The sequence below is a fragment of the Mesorhizobium sp. ISC11 genome (assembly GCF_037162595.1).
Classification (GTDB): Bacteria; Pseudomonadota; Alphaproteobacteria; order Rhizobiales; family Rhizobiaceae; genus Mesorhizobium; species Mesorhizobium ciceri.
Genome location: NZ_JAVSPW010000001.1, coordinates 687,088 through 703,385, shown reverse-complemented (window position 1 = coordinate 703,385; position 16,298 = coordinate 687,088). Strand labels below are relative to the sequence as shown.

14 protein-coding genes are annotated in these 16,298 nt (G+C 62.8%); 3 read left to right on the top strand and 11 right to left on the bottom strand.

The genetic code is table 11. The features are described from left to right. Nucleotides 1–63 precede the first annotated feature (63 nt). From RPF88_RS03585 to RPF88_RS03565, 5 genes are all read right to left on the bottom strand, one after another. Nucleotides 64–522, bottom strand: a complete 459-nt coding sequence (locus tag RPF88_RS03585; RefSeq protein WP_027160675.1) for a carboxymuconolactone decarboxylase family protein — start codon at nt 520–522, stop codon at nt 64–66. A 43-nt stretch (nt 523–565) separates the two neighbouring features. Next, nucleotides 566–1,069 carry an RrF2 family transcriptional regulator gene (locus tag RPF88_RS03580; protein WP_063172517.1) on the bottom strand — a complete coding sequence of 168 codons (504 nt, stop codon included), beginning with the start codon at nt 1,067–1,069 and terminating at the stop codon, nt 566–568. 108 nt (nt 1,070–1,177) lie between these two features. Continuing rightward, nucleotides 1,178–2,491 carry an NAD-dependent dihydropyrimidine dehydrogenase subunit PreA gene (gene preA / locus RPF88_RS03575; protein WP_013530894.1) on the bottom strand — a complete coding sequence of 438 codons (1,314 nt, stop codon included), beginning with the start codon at nt 2,489–2,491 and terminating at the stop codon, nt 1,178–1,180. Nucleotides 2,492–2,493: 2 nt separating this feature from the next. Continuing rightward, complete coding sequence (locus RPF88_RS03570) at nt 2,494–3,858, bottom strand: NAD(P)-dependent oxidoreductase (protein ID WP_024501512.1); 1,365 nt, start codon at nt 3,856–3,858, stop codon at nt 2,494–2,496. A 120-nt stretch (nt 3,859–3,978) separates the two neighbouring features. Continuing rightward, nucleotides 3,979–4,716, bottom strand: coding sequence for a gamma-glutamylcyclotransferase (locus RPF88_RS03565; protein ID WP_024501513.1), 738 nt, complete (start codon nt 4,714–4,716; stop codon nt 3,979–3,981). A 167-nt stretch (nt 4,717–4,883) separates the two neighbouring features. On the opposite strand from RPF88_RS03565, the gene RPF88_RS03560 reads away from it, so the two are divergent. After that, nucleotides 4,884–5,660 (top strand): VOC family protein, encoded by a 777-nt coding sequence (locus tag RPF88_RS03560; protein WP_337121709.1) that lies wholly within the window; start codon nt 4,884–4,886, stop codon nt 5,658–5,660. Nucleotides 5,661–5,741: 81 nt separating this feature from the next. Here the strand turns inward: RPF88_RS03560 and RPF88_RS03555 are convergent, their stop codons facing one another. Continuing rightward, nucleotides 5,742–6,230: a hypothetical protein gene (locus RPF88_RS03555; protein ID WP_337121708.1), complete on the bottom strand. Its 489-nt coding sequence runs from the start codon at nt 6,228–6,230 to the stop codon at nt 5,742–5,744. Between the two features lie 197 nt (nt 6,231–6,427). On the opposite strand from RPF88_RS03555, the gene RPF88_RS03550 reads away from it, so the two are divergent. Next, a complete protein-coding gene (locus tag RPF88_RS03550; protein WP_013530889.1) occupies nt 6,428–6,820 on the top strand; it encodes a DoxX family protein in 393 nt (130 codons plus the stop codon). A 113-nt stretch (nt 6,821–6,933) separates the two neighbouring features. Here RPF88_RS03550 and RPF88_RS03545 read toward each other — a convergent pair whose 3' ends face one another. Together RPF88_RS03545 and RPF88_RS03540 are read right to left on the bottom strand one after the other, a co-directional pair. Continuing rightward, on the bottom strand, nt 6,934–9,360 hold the full coding sequence (locus RPF88_RS03545; protein ID WP_337121707.1) for a GcvT family protein: 2,427 nt from the start codon (nt 9,358–9,360) through the stop codon (nt 6,934–6,936). A 58-nt stretch (nt 9,361–9,418) separates the two neighbouring features. Beyond that, nucleotides 9,419–10,957: a trimethylamine methyltransferase family protein gene (locus tag RPF88_RS03540; protein WP_337121706.1), complete on the bottom strand. Its 1,539-nt coding sequence runs from the start codon at nt 10,955–10,957 to the stop codon at nt 9,419–9,421. A 217-nt stretch (nt 10,958–11,174) separates the two neighbouring features. On the opposite strand from RPF88_RS03540, the gene RPF88_RS03535 reads away from it, so the two are divergent. Then, the gene (locus RPF88_RS03535; protein ID WP_024501516.1) at nt 11,175–11,765 is read left to right on the top strand and encodes a transglycosylase SLT domain-containing protein; all 591 of its coding nucleotides are present in this window, start codon (nt 11,175–11,177) and stop codon (nt 11,763–11,765) included. 34 nt (nt 11,766–11,799) lie between these two features. Here the strand turns inward: RPF88_RS03535 and RPF88_RS03530 are convergent, their stop codons facing one another. The 3 genes from RPF88_RS03530 to RPF88_RS03520 form a co-directional block, all read right to left on the bottom strand. Further along, nucleotides 11,800–14,016: a dipeptide ABC transporter ATP-binding protein gene (locus RPF88_RS03530; protein WP_024501517.1), complete on the bottom strand. Its 2,217-nt coding sequence runs from the start codon at nt 14,014–14,016 to the stop codon at nt 11,800–11,802. A gap of 67 nt (nt 14,017–14,083) precedes the next feature. After that, nucleotides 14,084–15,241, bottom strand: coding sequence for an ABC transporter permease (locus tag RPF88_RS03525; RefSeq protein ID WP_013530884.1), 1,158 nt, complete (start codon nt 15,239–15,241; stop codon nt 14,084–14,086). A 12-nt stretch (nt 15,242–15,253) separates the two neighbouring features. After that, nucleotides 15,254–16,288 (bottom strand): ABC transporter permease, encoded by a 1,035-nt coding sequence (locus RPF88_RS03520; protein ID WP_013530883.1) that lies wholly within the window; start codon nt 16,286–16,288, stop codon nt 15,254–15,256. Nucleotides 16,289–16,298 lie beyond the last annotated feature (10 nt).

Here is a 16,298-nt window from a genome sequence, read left to right as displayed (position 1 = left end):
CCCTTTAAAGGTTCAAGGCAGTGGGAGCGCGCTCTCTACGGCGCTCCCAACATGATTGGACAATCAGGCAGCCTTGGCCGCCGGCATCGGATGTATGGCCTGGAACGGGATGCACAGCCGGTTCCAGGTGTTGATCATGCCGAGCGCAACGGACAGCTTGACCAGCTCCTCTTCTGAGAAATGCTCCAGCGTACGTGCATAAAGTTCGTCCGGCACGCCATTGCTGGCGATCAGGGTGACGGCTTCGGTCCAGGCCAAAGCCGCGCGTTCACGCTCCGAGAACAGCGGCGATTCCTTCCAGGCTGAAACCAGATAGAGCCGCTGCTCGGTCTCGCCGTCGCGCCTGGCCTCGCGGCTGTGCATCTCGACGCAGAACGAGCAGCCATTGATCTGCGAAGCCCTGAGTTTGATCAGGTGCAGCAGGCTCACCTCGAGCCCGCATTCGTCCACCGCCTTGTTGAGCGCCGACACCGCCTTCATGATCTCTGGCGCTTTGGCGAAAAATTGCAGCCTCTGTTTCATCGTCTTGTCCTTTCACGTCTGCTTGGGTTTTGAGGTTTTGGGGTTAACTGGATTTCTGCGGCCGCTGGTGGCGCTCGACAAAGGCGCAGCTCGCAGCAAGCGACCTGGGATCGCCTTCTGCCGCGTAGGTGGCCACGATATCGGACAGCTTGGTCTCGGCGAGCGCGGCGCGATAGGCGCGTTCGGCCTTCAGCATCGCGGCGTTGATGCCGCAGGGTTTCACATAGGCCGACGCATCGAGCTTCACCGGACCGCGCTGGCGGATCTCGCCGCAGCGGAAGGCCGGCTCGCGGCCCTCGACGGCCAGCACGATGTCGAGCAGCGTGATGCGCTCGGCTGACCGCGCCAGCCGATAGCCACCGGCAGGCCCGGGCACCGATTCCAGGATGCGCGCCGCGCTCAGCATGTTGAGATGCTTGAGCAGATAGCTCGGCGAAAGGCCAAAGGCCTCGGCGAGAGCGGCGCCCGGCATGGTGCTATTGCCTTCCACACTGGCCAGCGTGGCGGCGCAATGGATGGCTGCTTCAACACCCTCGCCCAGCTTCATCGAACAGGTTCCTTATTCATGGATACATACTATCGTGGATAATTCCTATCCGCAATAGGAAAATGAAAAACGGCGCTCGAAAGCGCCGCTTTTCTCTTGGGGTAGTTCCTACTCCGCAGCCACCTTGGCCATCGGGTTGTTCGGGTGCGTGGTCCAGTTGGCGTAGACCGGCGATACCGGCCTGCCGGTGCGCTGGTCCATCACACCGGCTGCCAGCGGCTCCATGGTAATGCAGTTCTCCACCGGGCAGACATTGACGCAGAGATTGCAGCCGACACACTCGGCCTCGATGACCTCGAAGTGCCTGACGCCGTCGACCATGCTGGTGATCGCCTGGTGCGAAGTGTCCTCGCAGGCGATGTGGCAGCGGCCGCATTTGATGCAGGCATCCTGGTCGATATGCGCCTTGGCGACGTAGTTCAGGTTGAGATACTGCCAATCGGTGACATTGGGCGTGGCGCGGCCGACGATGTCGTCGAGCGAGGCGTGCCCCTTCTCGTCCATCCAGTTTTCCAGGCCCGCGATCATCTCCTGCACGATCTTGAAGCCGTAGGTCATCGCCGCCGTGCAGACCTGCACATTGCCGGCGCCGAGCGCCATGAATTCGGCCGCGTCACGCCAGGTGGTGATGCCGCCGATGCCGGAGATCGGCAGGCCCTGCGTTTCCGGATCGCGCGCGATCTCGGCCACCATGTTCATGGCGATCGGCTTCACCGCCGGCCCGCAATAGCCGCCATGCGAGCCCTTGCCGTCGATGGTCGGCTGCGGCGCGAAGCTGTCGAGATCGACACCAGTGATCGAATTGATGGTGTTGATCAGCGACACCGCGTCGGTGCCGCCGGCATGTGCTGCGCGCGCGGGCTTGCGCACATCGGTGATGTTGGGCGTCAGCTTGGTGATGACGGGCATACGGGTGTTCTGCTTGCACCAGCGCACCACCATTTCGATATATTCCGGCACCTGGCCGACGGCGGCGCCCATGCCGCGTTCCGACATGCCGTGCGGGCAGCCGAAATTGAGCTCGATGCCGTCGGCCTCCGTCTCCTCGACCACCGGCAGGATCGCCTTCCAGGCCTCCTCGACGCAAGGCACCATCAGCGAGACGACGATGGCGCGGTCGGGCCAGTCCTTCTTGACCTGCTTGATCTCGCGCAAATTGACCTGCAGGTCGCGGTCGGTGATCAGTTCGATGTTGTTGAGGCCGAGCAGGCGGCGGTCGGCGCCCCAGATCGCGCCGTAGCGCGGACCGTTGACGTTGACCACCGGTGGGCCCTCCTCGCCCAGCGTCTTCCACACCACGCCGCCCCAGCCGGCCTTGAAGGCGCGGATGACGTTGTAGGCCTTGTCGGTCGGCGGCGCCGAGGCCAGCCAGAACGGATTGGGCGACTTGATGCCGACGAAATTGTTTCTGATATCCGCCATGCTCATGCCCTCCCGTTCGAGGTCAGTGCCCGATTGATGCTCTCCGCAGCGTCGCGTCCCTGCGCGACCGCCGAGACGGTGAGGTCGTCGCCACCGAAGATGCAGTCGCCACCGGCCCAGACCTTGGCAAGCGACGTGCGACCTTCCGAATCCACCTTGATGCGGCCGGCTTCGAGCTCGATCGATGCACCGCTGCCATTGAGGGCGGCCGGGACAAAGCTCTGTCCAATCGCCTTGAACACCTGGTCGGCAACGAGCGTCAGCGTCTCGCCGGTGCCGGCAAGCCTGTCGCCGTTGAGGGCGGTGTATTCGAGTTCGACGGCAGTGACCTTGCCGCTCTCGGCGATCACCCGCTTCGGCTGCAGCCAGTGACGGATGCTGACGCCATTGGCAGCGGCCAGATCCTGCTCGAACTCAGACGCATTCATGTGCTCCTGGCCGCGCCGGTAGCAGATCGTCACCTCTTCGGCGCCGAGCAGCTTCGACTGTACCGCGGCGTCGATGGCCGTCATGCCGCCACCGATGACGACGACGCGGCGACCAACCGGCAGGCCGGAAAGGTCGCTGGCCTGGCGCAGCTCGGCAATGAACTCGACCGCGTTGATGACGCCGTCAGCGTCCTCGCCATCGGCACGCAGCGCATTGACACCGCCAAGGCCCATGCCGAGAAACACCGCGTCGTAATTGCGGATCAGATCCGACAGCTGATAGTCGCGGCCGAGCGCCTTGCCGTTCTGGATGTCGATACCGCCGATCGCGGTCACGTAGTCGACTTCGGCCTGGGCGAAATCGTCGACGCTCTTGTAGGCGGCGATGCCGTATTCGTTGAGGCCGCCGGCCTTCGCGCGCGCCTCCAGGATGGTCACGTCATGGCCGTGGCGGGCGAGCCGGTGCGCGGCGGCAAGGCCGGCCGGCCCGGCGCCGACCACGGCGACCGTCTTGCCGGTCGGCTCGGCGCGCGGATAAAACTGCTTGTTCTCGCCCATGGCGACGTCGGTGGCGTAGCGCTGCAGGCGGCCGATCTGCACCGGCTTGCCTTCCGCCACCTCGCGCACGCAGACTTCCTCGCACAGCGTCTCGGTCGGGCAGACGCGGGCGCACATGCCGCCCAATATGTTCTGATCGAAGATGGTCTTGGCCGAACCGATCGGATTGCCGGTCGAGATCTGGCGGATGAACAGCGGAATGTCGATCGAAGTCGGGCATGCATTCATGCACGGTGCGTCGTAGCAGAAATAGCAGCGGTCGGATTCGACCAGCGCCTCGTGGTGATCGAGCGGCGGATGCAGGTCGGAAAAATTATCCGCATACTGGTCGGCCGAGAGCCTGCCGCCCGCAATGCCTTCCCTGAATTGGCCTTCTGGCATCGTCAGTTCCCCATGTTTTCTTTTGGAGAAGGCTAGCACGTTTTATTTTTTTATCAATTGGTCAATTTTCGACGCAAGCCACTGAAAAGGCTCGGCAATAACATGATTTTTTTACTCATATTATTGCGACTGCGGTCGGGCTTGCAGTGCGAGCGAAAGGCCAGGCTCAAGCTTGCGGCCATGGATGGCCCTGACCTCCTGCGCCACCAATTCCTGCAATCGCCACAGATTGCGGTCGCGGATGCCGAATGCTTCGAGATGGCTGACCGTGTTGTAGAGATATTCGGCGCCGGATCCGATATGCCCGCAGGCTCTGGCCAGCACGCTCGCCACTCTGTCCAGCGGCTGGTTCAGCGACGTTCCCCTGCCCTTCACGCCGACCCAGAAGCCGAGCGCGCGCAGCTTACCCTGCGGCGTATGCACCGGCAGCCAGCGAACCGTCTCGATGCTTTCATGGTCGCTGATCTCGCGCCGCAACAGCCTTTCGATCTGCGCCGGCTTCTCACCCTCCGGCAAGCGATAGATCACGCCGTTGCAGCGCCCGCCCCGCTCGAGCGCCATCATCAACCCAGGCTGCTCGGCGCTGCCGCGCCAGCGCACCATGTCGAGGCAGAAGGAGCGGTGCCAGCCGAAGGCCGTGGCGAGCTGTTGCTCGACCGACTCGAATTCCGGCTTCCAGATCAGCGACCCATAGGCGAACACCCATAACGGTCCCTCATCGGCTTCATTGGACAGTCGCAAGGCGAGGGTTCGAAAGTCCTCGTCGTTCATGTCTGTCCAGCTCGGGTCCGGACCGGGATCGGCCTCTTCCCGATGGCACAGTGCGACAAGCTCGGGCGTGAGCGACATCAAGCGCATGGACGACAACCCCTCATCACCGCATGAGAAATCGAAAACCGCTGGATGCGCAATCAGGGAACGCTTGGCACACACACCCATTGTTGTCCGGGCGGTGTCGGATTTCCGTCGTGAGGATCGTCCTATGATGGACGACGATCGATCCATGAAAGGTGAGGAGACCGAAAATGCCAAAAACCCCGATGCCCTTCTTCTGGTACGAATTGATGACATCAGATCTCGACGCCGCCGAGGCGTTCTACACCCAAGTGGTCGGCTGGACGGCGCAGCCCTTCGATAAGGCACCCGGCATGCCGCGCTACATCGTCATGAATGTCGGCGAACGTGGCGTCGGCGGCCTGATGACCTTGCCCGAGGATGCCGCCAAGATGGGCATGCCGCCTGCCTGGCTCGGCTATATCCACACCAGGGATGTCGATGCCGCAACTGCATCGCTGGAGAAAGCCGGCGGCACCGTTCACCGCCAGCCCGACGACATTCCGGGCGTCGGCCGCTTTGCCGTCGTCGCCGATCCGCAAGGCGCGACCTTCATGTTCCTGCAGCCGAACGGTCCCGACCAGCCTGTCGTGCCGGCCAGCACGCCGGGCCACATCGGCTGGCACGAGCTTTACACGTCGGACTGGAAAGCCGCGTTCGATTTCTATTCCGACCAGTTCGGCTGGATCGACGCCGGCGATTTCGACATGGGCCCGATGGGCACGTACCAGACTTTTACGGCCGGCCCCGAATCCGGCGGCGGCATCATGAACAAGCCCGCGCAGATCCCGGTCCCGGTCTGGCAATTCTACTTCAACGTTGCGGCCATCGACGCGGCGGCCAAACGGGTCACCGACAATGGCGGCAAGATCCTGATGGGGCCGATGGAGGTCCCCGGCGGCAGTTGGATCGTGCAGTGCCAGGACCCGCAAGGCGCGCACTTCGCCTTGATGGCGCCAGTCCGCTGACGGCGATCGAACACCGCTGACACAAAGTGCGGGCTTTCATCGGACCACCGATGAAGGCCTCTCCCCCTGCCTGGCGCCGCCTCATTCCGGCGCCAGCACCGCAACCTTCAACTCAGCTTTTTTCGCGCCGCTGAACTGGACGGTGGCCGGGCCGGGCGCAAGCTTGAAGCGCACGCTCTTGCGGATGCCAGGGCATGTTTTCACGCCACTGTAGCCCGCCGACTTGATGGCCTGGCCATCCTGGATGACATCGATCCAAGCCTCCCCCGAGAGACTTATCTGGATGGCTCCCTCGGATGGCACCTCCACGCTGGCGACGGCCCCGAAACTGTCTGATGCCGGCGCACGTTCGGGCGCTACCGCAAAACCGGCTTTCTCTACCGGCACCAGCGCCAGGTCCGCAGCCGCACCAACCGCCAGTGCCGCTCCGGACGGCGTTGCCGGTGCCGCGGCAAACAGGGTCTGCTCCCGCGTCACGGGCCACTTGAAGGCCTCACAGCCGGCGTCCTCGGCCATGACAAAGCTGGTGCCTGCAAGAATTGCGAAGAGGCTGATGGCGACTTTTTTCATGGCAAAGGGAACCCACATTTCTAGAGTGGCCGCACTAATACAACCGCAACGATAGAAATGCAACCTTTGCGGGAAAAATATGAAGGGTCAAGCTGGGGACATTTTCAATCACCGATTGTTGACGCCAGGCCATGGGAAGTGAATGGTCCATTCCTGGGCGATAATCTATGGCCGGACGGATTGAAAATGGAGTCATCATGAAGCTTTTCGAAAGCCTCTCCAGATACCAGCCGCAGGCGCTCGGCGTGTTGCGCATCATGACCGCGCTGCAGTTCATCGAGCATGGCAGCCAGAAACTGTTCAACTTCCCCGTCAGCGTCGATCCCCACGCCCTTTCCGGGCTGACCACGACTGCCGCCATCCTCGAATTCGCCGGCGGCATCCTGCTCGCGCTGGGCCTGTTCACGCGACCGGTGGCATTCCTTCTGGCCGGCGAAATGGCGATCGCCTATTTCATGGCGCACATGCCGCGCGACTTCTTCCCGGTCAACAATGGCGGCGATTCGGCGATCTCGTTCTGCTTCATCTTCCTCTATCTGGTGTTTGCCGGCGCCGGCGCTTTCGCGCTGGACAGCCGCCGCAGCGCCTGACGCCAGAAAGAGGATGCGGGCCTGGTGCATGTCGCCCAAAAGTGCCCGGCGGTCTTGGGACAACGACATCCACAAAACAGGAATCTGAAGCGCATCGGCGAAGCCGAAGCGCTTCAAGCACGCATCCGTTCGAAATTGGCGTCGAACAGCGGCACCGCCTGAATGCGCGCCGCATGGCGCTTGCCCAGCAGCTCGATCTCGAAGCCGTCGCTCTCATCAGCGATCTCCTTCGGCACATAGCCGACGGCGACGGATTTCTTCGAATGATGCGCATAGCCACCCGACGTCACCCAGCCGCGCACCGCACCATCGAACCAGATCGGCTCATCGCCAATGACATCGGCATCATCGGCATCGACGATAAAAGCGCGCAGGCGCAATTTGCCGCCCTGCCTGCGCTCGGCCAGCGCCGCGGCCTTGCCTATGAAATCGGCGTCCTTGCCGTAAGCAACGAAGCGGTCGAGCCCCGCTTCCAGCGGCCCGTAGATCGGCCGGTACTCGCGCCCCCATGAGCCGTAATTCTTGTCCAGCCGCAGCGCATTGAGGGCGCGCGAGCCGAACAGGCCGATGCCGAATTCCCCGCCCGCCGCCATCAGCGCTTGATAGGCGGCGCGCTGGTATTCCGGCGCCACCCAGATCTCGTAGCCGAGATCGCCGGTATAGCTCACACGGCCGACCAGGCACGGCGCCATGCCGATATCCATCCGGCCAATGGCCATGAAGGAAAAGGCCGCATTGGAGACATCCGAGCGCGTCGCCTTTGCCAGCACATCCCGCGCCTTCGGGCCGGCGATCGACAGACCGGTGAGCTTCGCGCCCAGCGCCTCGATGCGGACCGATCCATCGTCAGGCAGGTGCTTTTCGAACCAGCGCATGTGGTATTGCTCGGCGATGCCGGAGCCGGCGAGAAACCAGCCCTCGCTTCCGAGATTGGCGAGGGTGAAATCGCCGATCAGTCTGCCGTCTTCCTTCAGCATCGGCGCCAGCGTCATGCGGCCGGGCTTGGGCAGTTTGCAGGCAAGCATCCGGTCGAGCCAGGCGGCCGCTCCCTCACCCGTCACCTTGTATTTGGCGAAGCTCGAAATCTCCGACAGGCCGACACCGTCGCGAACTGTGGCGACCTCCTTGGCGACCTGCGTGAAATCGCTCGAGCGGCGCCAGGAGAATTCGTCCTTGACGCCTTCCGGCGCGTACCACAGCGGCACTTCCAGCCCATAGGCAACGCCCCATTGCGCACCCTTGGCCGACAGCAGGTCGTAGACCGGCGTCGTCTTCAGCGGCCGCCCGGCGGGCAGCTCCTCATTGGGGAAGCGGATCGAAAAGCGCCTGGAATAATTCTCGCGCACCTTGGCGTTGGTATAGGCCATCGTCGCCCAGTCGCCGTAGCGCGCGACATCCATCGCCCAGATGTCGGCGCCGGGATCGCCCTCGATCATCCAGTTCGACAAAGCGAGGCCGACGCCGCCGCCTTGCGAAAACCCGGCCATGACACCGCAGGCGACCCAGAAGCCCGGCAGCCCGCGCACCGGCCCGACCAATGGGTTGCCGTCGGGCGCGAAGGTGAAAGGCCCGTTGATGATCTGCTTGATGCCCGTGTTCTGGAAGGCCGGGAAATGGCGGAAGCCGACCTCAAGCGACGGCGCGATGCGGTCGATGTCGGGCTCCAGCAATTCATGGCCGAAATTCCATGGCGTCTGGTATTCGGACCATGGCTTGTTGGCCTTTTCGTAAGTGCCCATCAGCATGCCGCCGCGCTCCTGGCGCAGGTAAAGCTCGCCATCGAAGTCGACCGCGTGGATGATCTCGGTGCCGGTCTTGGCGTTCCAGGCGGCGACCTCCGGCATGTCCTCGGTGATCAGGTACATGTGCTCCATGGCCAGCACCGGCAGTTCGAGGCCGACCATGCGGCCGACCTCGCGCGCCCACAGGCCGCCGGCGTTGACGACATGCTCGGCCACCACCTCGCCCTTGTTGGTGATGACCCGCCACAGCCCGTCAGGGCGCCGCACGATGTCCTCGACCTTGGTGAAACGCTCCACTTCCGCCCCAAGTTTCCGCGCGGCCTTGGCATAGGCGTGGGTGACGCCGGAGGGATCGAGATGGCCGTCCTCTTTGTTCCTGACCGCGCCGACGAACTGCTTGGGATCGAGCAGCGGCATCAGTTCGGCCGCTTCGTTGGGCGAGATCTCCTCGAGCTCGATGCCGAGATAGCGGCCCTTGGCGACGACGCCGCGCAGCCAGTCGAGCCGCGCCTCGGTCGCTGCCAGAAGCACGCCACCGGTCAGATGCACGCCGGTCGCCTGGCCGGAAAGCTCCTCGATCTCCTTGTAGAGATTGATCGTGTATTTCTGCAGCTTGGCGACGTTGGGGTCGCCATTGATGGTGTGCATGCCCCCGGCCGCGTGCCAGGTCGAGCCTGAGGTCAGCTCGTCGCGCTCGAGCAGGACAACGTCGGTCCAGCCGTGGCGGGCGAGATGGAACAACACGGAGCATCCGACGACGCCACCGCCAATGACCACGACCTTTGCATGCGATTTCATGGATTTTTTCTCTGATATCAGTGAGTTGAATGGGTGAATGGATTCAAGCTGGGAACGATCACGGCTCGCCCTGCCCGATCGCTTCCTTGCGCCTGGCCATGTAAGCCTCTAGCGCCTCGCGCACGGCGATATCCATCACCGGCTCGACATAGTCCTCCAGCGCTTTCTTCCACAGCCGCGTCGCGCGTGCCGTGGCGTCGAGGCCGCCGGCTTCCTGCCAGGCTTCGTAATTCTGCCAGTTGGACAGCATCGGCTGGTAGAAGGCAGTGGCGTAGCGCTCCAGCGTGTGCGGCTCGCCGAAGAAATGCCCACCGGTTGGCACCGCACCCAAAGCCTCGACGGCGAGTTCCGCCTCATTGACTTCGATCGGGCGCAAGAACTCCATCATATGCTGGATCATCTCGACATCGATGATGAGTTTTTCGAACGACGCCGTCAGCCCGCCCTCCTGCCAGCCGGCGGCGTGGTAAACGAGGTTGCCGTGGCCGAGCACCGCGCCCCACAGTGCCATCAGCGTCTCATAGGCGCCCTGCGCGTCGGCGGCATTGGAAGCCGAGCCCGGCGTCGTGCGGTAGGGCAGCCCGTAGCGCCGCGCCAGTTGCCCTGACGCAATGTTGGCCTTGGTGTTCTCAGGCGTGCCGAAGGCCGGTGCGCCCGACTTCATGTCGACATTGGAGGTGAAGGCGCCATACATGACCGGCGCGCCCGGACGGACAAGCTGCGTCAGCACTACGCCGAACAGCGCCTCGGCATTCTGCTGCGCCAGCGCCCCGGCCAGCGTCACCGGGCTCATCGCCCCCATCAGCGTGAACGGCGTCACCGCCACCGACTGGCCGAACTCGGCCATGGTCATCAGGCCTTCGGCCATCATCTCGTCGAAGCGGCGCGGGGAGTTGACCGAGATGATCGTGGTGATGCCGGGATCGTCGCGCATCTGGTCGAGCGTCAGCCCACGCGAAATCGCCATCATCTCGATGCCGTCCAATGCCCTGCCCCGGCCGATCGCCGAGACATGGAAACTCTTGTCGGTCAGCGTCAGATTGGTGAAATAAGTGTCGAGATGGCGGGAGTTTGCCGGCAGCTCCACCGGCGCGCAGACCTGGTTGCCCAGCATGTGGATGCAGTTGAAATGCTGCGCCAGCCGTGTGAGATCCGAATAGTCGCGCAAATTGCCGGCGCGGCGGCCGCGCTCCATGTCATGGACATTGGGCGGCCCGGCAACGAGGGTGAAATTGATGGTGTTGCCGCCCAGATGAACCGCGTTGGCCGGGTTGCGCGGCGTCAACACATAGCCGGGCTGCGTGGTCTTCAGCACGTCTTCGATCAGGCCGCGATCGATGCGGACATTCGCTGAGGCATGATCGACCCTGGCGCCGGCCTTCTCGAACAGCGACAGCGCGCGCGGACTCATCACCTCGATGCCGAAATTCTCCAATATGTGCATCGACGCCTGATGGATCTGCTCGATCTGATCGGGCGACAGCATGGCCATTGGCGGATAGGGATTGGTCACCCGCCTGAGCGGCAGTTGCGGAATGGCCGATGGCCCCCGATTGCTGGTGCGCTCGGCGCCGCGTTTGCGTCTTGGTTCGTTCATGCCTGGCATCAAAGCCCCGGCAAACCAGGCAAGCTGTCATAAATACGCCGTTTGCGGGCGTGATTTTAGACACGGCGGCATTTCTGCAGTATTCATTCAAAGAATACGACGAAATATGTCGGATTGTTGATATTGGATTTCCTCGAACGACCGCTCGGGCGAAGCGTTAATGGACGCGGCAAGATTCCCTTTATGATTTCGGCCTATTGCTCTGCCGATGCGTAGTTCGAGTTTTAGTAAAATTGGTGCGGTTTGCGTGCTGCTGGCGCTTTCGGCCTGCGCCACGCCGCCCAGCCACATCAACAATGTTTGCGCCGTCTTCGACCAGAATGACGGCTGGTTCGACAACTGGCAGTCTGCCGCCGAGCGCACCCAACAGAAATATGGCATTCCCGTTCCCGTACTGATGGCGACGGTGCGCAAGGAATCGGGCTTCAAGAGCAATGCAAGGCCGCCGCGTACCAAGCTGCTCGGCTTCATTCCGTGGAAGCACGTCTCCACGGCCACCGGCTTCTCGCAGGCGCTGGACGGCACCTGGTCGCAATATCAGCGCGAGACCGGCAACTGGGCGGCGCGGCGGACGAAATTCGCCGATGCGGTCGATTTCGTCGGCTGGTATCATTCCAAGACATCTGACACCTACGGCGTCGCCCGCAACGACACCTACAATCTCTACCTTGCCTACTATCTCGGCTGGACCGCCTATGGCCGCGGCAACAGGGGCGATGCCGGTGTGCAGGGCTATGCCCGGGCCACCGACAAGATGGCGCGGGACTATGCCCAGCAGTTGAGCGAGTGCGGGAACTGAGCTTGCCGCATCGTTGATCTCGATCTTCGGACTGTCAGCTCGGCCTTTTGCCGCGCGGACGCTTTGGTGGCGTGCCAGCAAAACCGGGGCCATCGCCATGCGGCGCGTCGTCCGGCATACCTTCGTGCGCGGCGTGTTCCTTGTCGAACTTGATCACGGGCTCCATCTTGGCCAGCACGTCGTCGGAGAGCCAGCACAGGCTCATATGACCGTCGCCGAGATGCTTGACCGGCGGCACCTTGGTCTCGCAGAGATTGTCCGGCACCAGCTTCTTGTAGCCGCAACGGGTCTGGAACGGACAGCCGGATGGCGGGTTCATCGCCGACGGGATGTCGCCTTCCAGCACGATGTGCTTCTTCACGACACTCGTGTCGGCGATCGGGATCGCCGACAGCAGCGCCTCGGTGTAGGGATGATAGGGCGGTGCGAAGATCTGGTCGGTCGTGCCTTGCTCGACGATGTAGCCGAGATACATGACGACGACGCGGTCGGCGATGTAGCGAACGACGGACAGATCGTGGCTGATAAACAGCATCGTCGTCTTGTTCTTGCGCTGGATGTCCATCAGCAGTTCGGTCACCGCCGCCTGCACCGACACGTCCAATGCCGAGACCGGCTCGTCGGCCACCACCACCTTGGCGTCACCGGCAAAGGCTCGCGCCACGCCGATGCGCTGCTTCTGGCCGCCCGAAAGCTGACGCGGCTTGCGGGTTTCGAATGCCCGCGGCAGCTTCACCAGGTCGAGCAGCTCCAGCATCCGCTTGCGGCGATCGGCAACCGTCTTGCCGACATTGAACTTCTCCAGCGTGCGGATGATCTGCGAACCGACCGAATGGCTGGGATTGAGCGTGTCGAACGGATTCTGGAACACCATCTGGATCGACGACACCGTGTCGACGCTCCGTTTGTCGATCCCCGTCGACTGGATTTCCGTGTTGCCCAGCGTCACAGTGCCGGCACTTGCCGTCTCCAGCCCGAGCAGCACCTTGGCCAGCGTCGACTTTCCGCAGCCGGATTCGCCGACGATGGCGACCGTCTCGGATTCGCGCGCCATGAACGAGATCGTCTCGTTGGCCTTGACGACGCGGCCCTCGCTCGAGCCGAACACCTCGCTGCCGCCGACCCTGTAATATTTTCTGAGGTCCTCGATCTTGAGCACCGGCGCGCCGGGCACGACGCGCTCATTGACCTTCTTGGCACCGGGTGGCAGCGCCTCCCAGTCGATCTCGTTGAAGCGCACGCAGCGCGAGAAATGGCCTTCGTGACCAGCGACCTCGATCATCGGGATTTCGGCGGCGTTGCAGACACCCTCGACGAAATGGTGGCAGCGCGGGCCGAAATTGCAGCCCTTGGGCCGCTCGTGCGGCAGCGGCAGCTGTCCGGGGATGGAGATCAGCGGCCGTGAGTTCTTGTCGGCGCCCGGCAGCGGGATCGAGCGGAACAGCCCTTGCGTATAGGGGTGGCGCATCCGGTCGAACACGTCCTTGATCTTGCCGGTCTCCACCGCTTCGCCCGAATACATCACGGTGATGCGATCGCAGGTTTCCAGGATCAGGCCGAGATTATGCGACACGAAGATCATCGACGTGCCGAACTTTTCGCCCAGCCCCTTGACCAGATCGACGATGCCCGCCTCCACCGTCACGTCGAGCGCCGTCGTCGGCTCGTCGAGCAAAAGCAGCGCCGGCTTCGACAGCAGCGCCATGGCAATGACGATGCGCTGCTGCTGGCCGCCGGAGAGCTGGTGCGGATAGGAGCGCATCATACGCTCGGGATCGGGCAATTTGACCGAGCGCACCATATCGAGGGCGCGTTTATAGGCCTCTTCCTTCGACACCTTGTCGTGGATCAGCGGCACTTCCATCAGCTGCTGGCCGACCTTCATCGCCGGGTTCAGGCTCGCCATCGGCTCCTGGTAGATCATGGCGATCTTGTTGCCGCGGATGGAACGCAACTCCTCGTCGGAGAGTTCGCCCATGTCCTTGCCCTGGAACTTGATCTTGCCGCCGACGATCTTCCCGATGTTGGAGAGGTCGCGCATGATGCCGAGCGACACGGTCGACTTGCCGCAGCCGGATTCGCCGACGATGCCCATCGCCTCGCCCGGCATGACGGTGCAGGAAAAATCCATGACCGCCGGTATCTCGCCCTTGCGGGTGAAGAAGGAGATCGACAGGTTCTCGATCTCGATGATCGGCCCTTTGGTTGGCCCGGGGGTCGGCTTGGCGGGATTTCGAACTGCCTCGTTCATGGGTCGCTCCAATCCTGGTTCTTCCAGGCCTGTTTCTCTCAGGCCCATCGGGTCGAAACCCGCGACATCAGTCTTTCATCGATTGTTCGCGCAGCGAGTCGGCGAGCAGGTTCAAGCCCAGCACGAACGACATCAGTGCGATGGTCGGCGGCAGCGCCGGATGGATGAAGGAGCGCAGCAGGCGGCTGGCGTCCTTGATCGCGGTGCCCCAGTCCGGACTTTCCGGCGCCAGGCCAAGGCCGAAATAACCGAGTGTGCCGAGCAGGATCGTGGTGTAGCCGATGCGCAGGCAGGCATCGACGATCAATGGCCCGCGCGCATTGGGCAGGATCTCCCACAGCATGATGTACCAGGGCGATTCACCGCGCGTCTGCGCCGCCGCCACATAGTCGCGCGTCTTGATGTCCATCACCAGGCCACGCACGATGCGGAACACGCCGGGGCTGGAGGCGAACACCACCGCCACGAAGATGTTGAGCTGGTTTGGATCGATATGGACGATGTGCAGCGGGTCCTTATCGAACACAAGGCCGAGATAGATCCAGCCACCGAGGATCAGGGTGATGCCGAGCAGGATGTAGAGCCGGTCGGGCCGGTTCTTGTAGCGGGTCCAGAACAGCACGCTGAAGAAGATGATCGGAAACAGGAAGAAGACGCCGGCCATGCCATAGGGGATCGGCGTGTCCATGATGCCCGGCGTCACCAAGAGGTAGAACAGCAGGATCACCGGGAAGGCGAGCACAAGGTTGGCCAGGAACGAAAGCACGGTGTCGATCTTGCCGCCGTAATAGCCGGCGGGCAGGCCGAGCGTGATGCCGACCATCAGCGCGAAGCCGGTCGCGGCAGGCGCGATGATCAGCACGATCTGGCTGCCATAGACCATGCGCGAAAACACGTCGCGCGCCAGCTTGTCGCCGCCGAACAGATAGGTCAGTCCCGACTGCGGTTCGACGGCGCCCGGCAGCACGTCCTTCATGATCGGAATCTGGGCCAGCGGATCGAAGGGCGATATGGTCGCGGCGAAGATCGCCGTGAACAGCCAGAACAGGCAGATGCCGACGCCGACGATGCCGACACCGCTGTCGAACAGCTGGCCGTAGAGCGCCAGCTTCTTCTTGTAGGCGAAGCTCGCGCCCATGACGATGACAAGCGCGATCCAGACCGGCCAGAAGCGCGACAGCACTTCGAAAACGACGGTGAAGCCACTGATGTATTGAACCGGCATCGGCTTCGCTCCCTACTGAACTCTGATACGCGGATTGAGAAATGCGTAGCCGACATCGGAAATGAGCTGCGTGATCAAGACGATGAACACCGAGACCAGCGAGCAGCCGAGCAAAAGGTCGATATCGTTGTTGCCGGCCGCCTCGACCAGCGTGTAGCCGAAGCCCTGGTAGCGGAACATCACCTCGACGATGACGACGCCGGTGAGCAGCCAAGGGAATTGCAGCATGATGACGGTGAACGGTGCGATCAGCGCGTTGCGCAAGGCATGTTTGACCACCACGCTGCCGAAGGAGAGACCCTTCAACCGCGCAGTACGGATATATTGCTGCGTCATCACTTCGACCATCGAAGCTCGCGTCATGCGGGCGATATAGCCGATGCCGTAGATCGCCAGCGTCATCACCGGCAGTGTGAAATTGTAGAAGGTGATGCCCTGGCTGGCCGAAGCCGCCGAGCCGTTCAGCCAGCCTAGCCATGAGGCGAAGATGACGGTGAAGATGACGCCCGACACATATTCAGGCGTCGCCGTCGAGGCGATCGACGCCACGGACAGCACCCGGTCGGTTCGCGACCCCTCACGCATGCCGGCCAGAATGCCAATCAGCAGCGAGATCGGCACCATCACCGCCAGCACCCAGAACATCAGGATGCCCGTAGCGCCGAGTGCCGGAAACAGTTTTGAGGCGACGGTCGCCTTGAACTTGGTCGAGCAGCCGAAATCGCCCTGGAAAACGCCGGCAAAGGTCGGCACGAGCGGATCGTTGCAGAAGGAGAAACGCTGCGCCGGCTTACCGGTCGCCGGGTCGGTTACCGGCTGCTTGGGCAAGACACCAAGCCACTGGCCGTAGCGGACGAAGAAGTTCTGCCGGTAGCCATGGTTGACCAGCCAGCTCTCGAGCTGCTCGGCCGACGTATGCATTTCGGTCTGGCTGATCGCCAGCTTCTTCAGATTGGGTTCGAGGTTGATCAGGAAGAAGACGACCATGGTCAGGCACAGCATCGTCAATGCCATGGTGCCAAGACGCCTGATAACGAAGGAAAGCATGGCGGCCCCC

What these genes read in the sequence shown, in the direction of transcription:
- RPF88_RS03545 (WP_337121707.1), bottom strand. Translation starts at nt 9,360, where the DNA reads ATGAAATCGCATGCAAAGGTCGTGGTCATTGGCGGTGGCGTCGTCGGA.
- RPF88_RS03520 (WP_013530883.1), bottom strand. Translation starts at nt 16,288, where the DNA reads ATGCTTTCCTTCGTTATCAGGCGTCTTGGCACCATGGCATTGACGATG.
- RPF88_RS03550 (WP_013530889.1), top strand. Translation starts at nt 6,428, where the DNA reads ATGAAGCTTTTCGAAAGCCTCTCCAGATACCAGCCGCAGGCGCTCGGC.
- RPF88_RS03555 (WP_337121708.1), bottom strand. Translation starts at nt 6,230, where the DNA reads ATGAAAAAAGTCGCCATCAGCCTCTTCGCAATTCTTGCAGGCACCAGC.
- RPF88_RS03540 (WP_337121706.1), bottom strand. Translation starts at nt 10,957, where the DNA reads ATGAACGAACCAAGACGCAAACGCGGCGCCGAGCGCACCAGCAATCGG.
- RPF88_RS03565 (WP_024501513.1), bottom strand. Translation starts at nt 4,716, where the DNA reads ATGCGCTTGATGTCGCTCACGCCCGAGCTTGTCGCACTGTGCCATCGG.
- preA (WP_013530894.1), bottom strand. Translation starts at nt 2,491, where the DNA reads ATGGCGGATATCAGAAACAATTTCGTCGGCATCAAGTCGCCCAATCCG.
- RPF88_RS03560 (WP_337121709.1), top strand. Translation starts at nt 4,884, where the DNA reads ATGCCAAAAACCCCGATGCCCTTCTTCTGGTACGAATTGATGACATCA.
- RPF88_RS03525 (WP_013530884.1), bottom strand. Translation starts at nt 15,241, where the DNA reads ATGCCGGTTCAATACATCAGTGGCTTCACCGTCGTTTTCGAAGTGCTG.
- RPF88_RS03570 (WP_024501512.1), bottom strand. Translation starts at nt 3,858, where the DNA reads ATGCCAGAAGGCCAATTCAGGGAAGGCATTGCGGGCGGCAGGCTCTCG.
- RPF88_RS03535 (WP_024501516.1), top strand. Translation starts at nt 11,175, where the DNA reads ATGCGTAGTTCGAGTTTTAGTAAAATTGGTGCGGTTTGCGTGCTGCTG.
- RPF88_RS03530 (WP_024501517.1), bottom strand. Translation starts at nt 14,016, where the DNA reads ATGAACGAGGCAGTTCGAAATCCCGCCAAGCCGACCCCCGGGCCAACC.
- RPF88_RS03580 (WP_063172517.1), bottom strand. Translation starts at nt 1,069, where the DNA reads ATGAAGCTGGGCGAGGGTGTTGAAGCAGCCATCCATTGCGCCGCCACG.
- RPF88_RS03585 (WP_027160675.1), bottom strand. Translation starts at nt 522, where the DNA reads ATGAAACAGAGGCTGCAATTTTTCGCCAAAGCGCCAGAGATCATGAAG.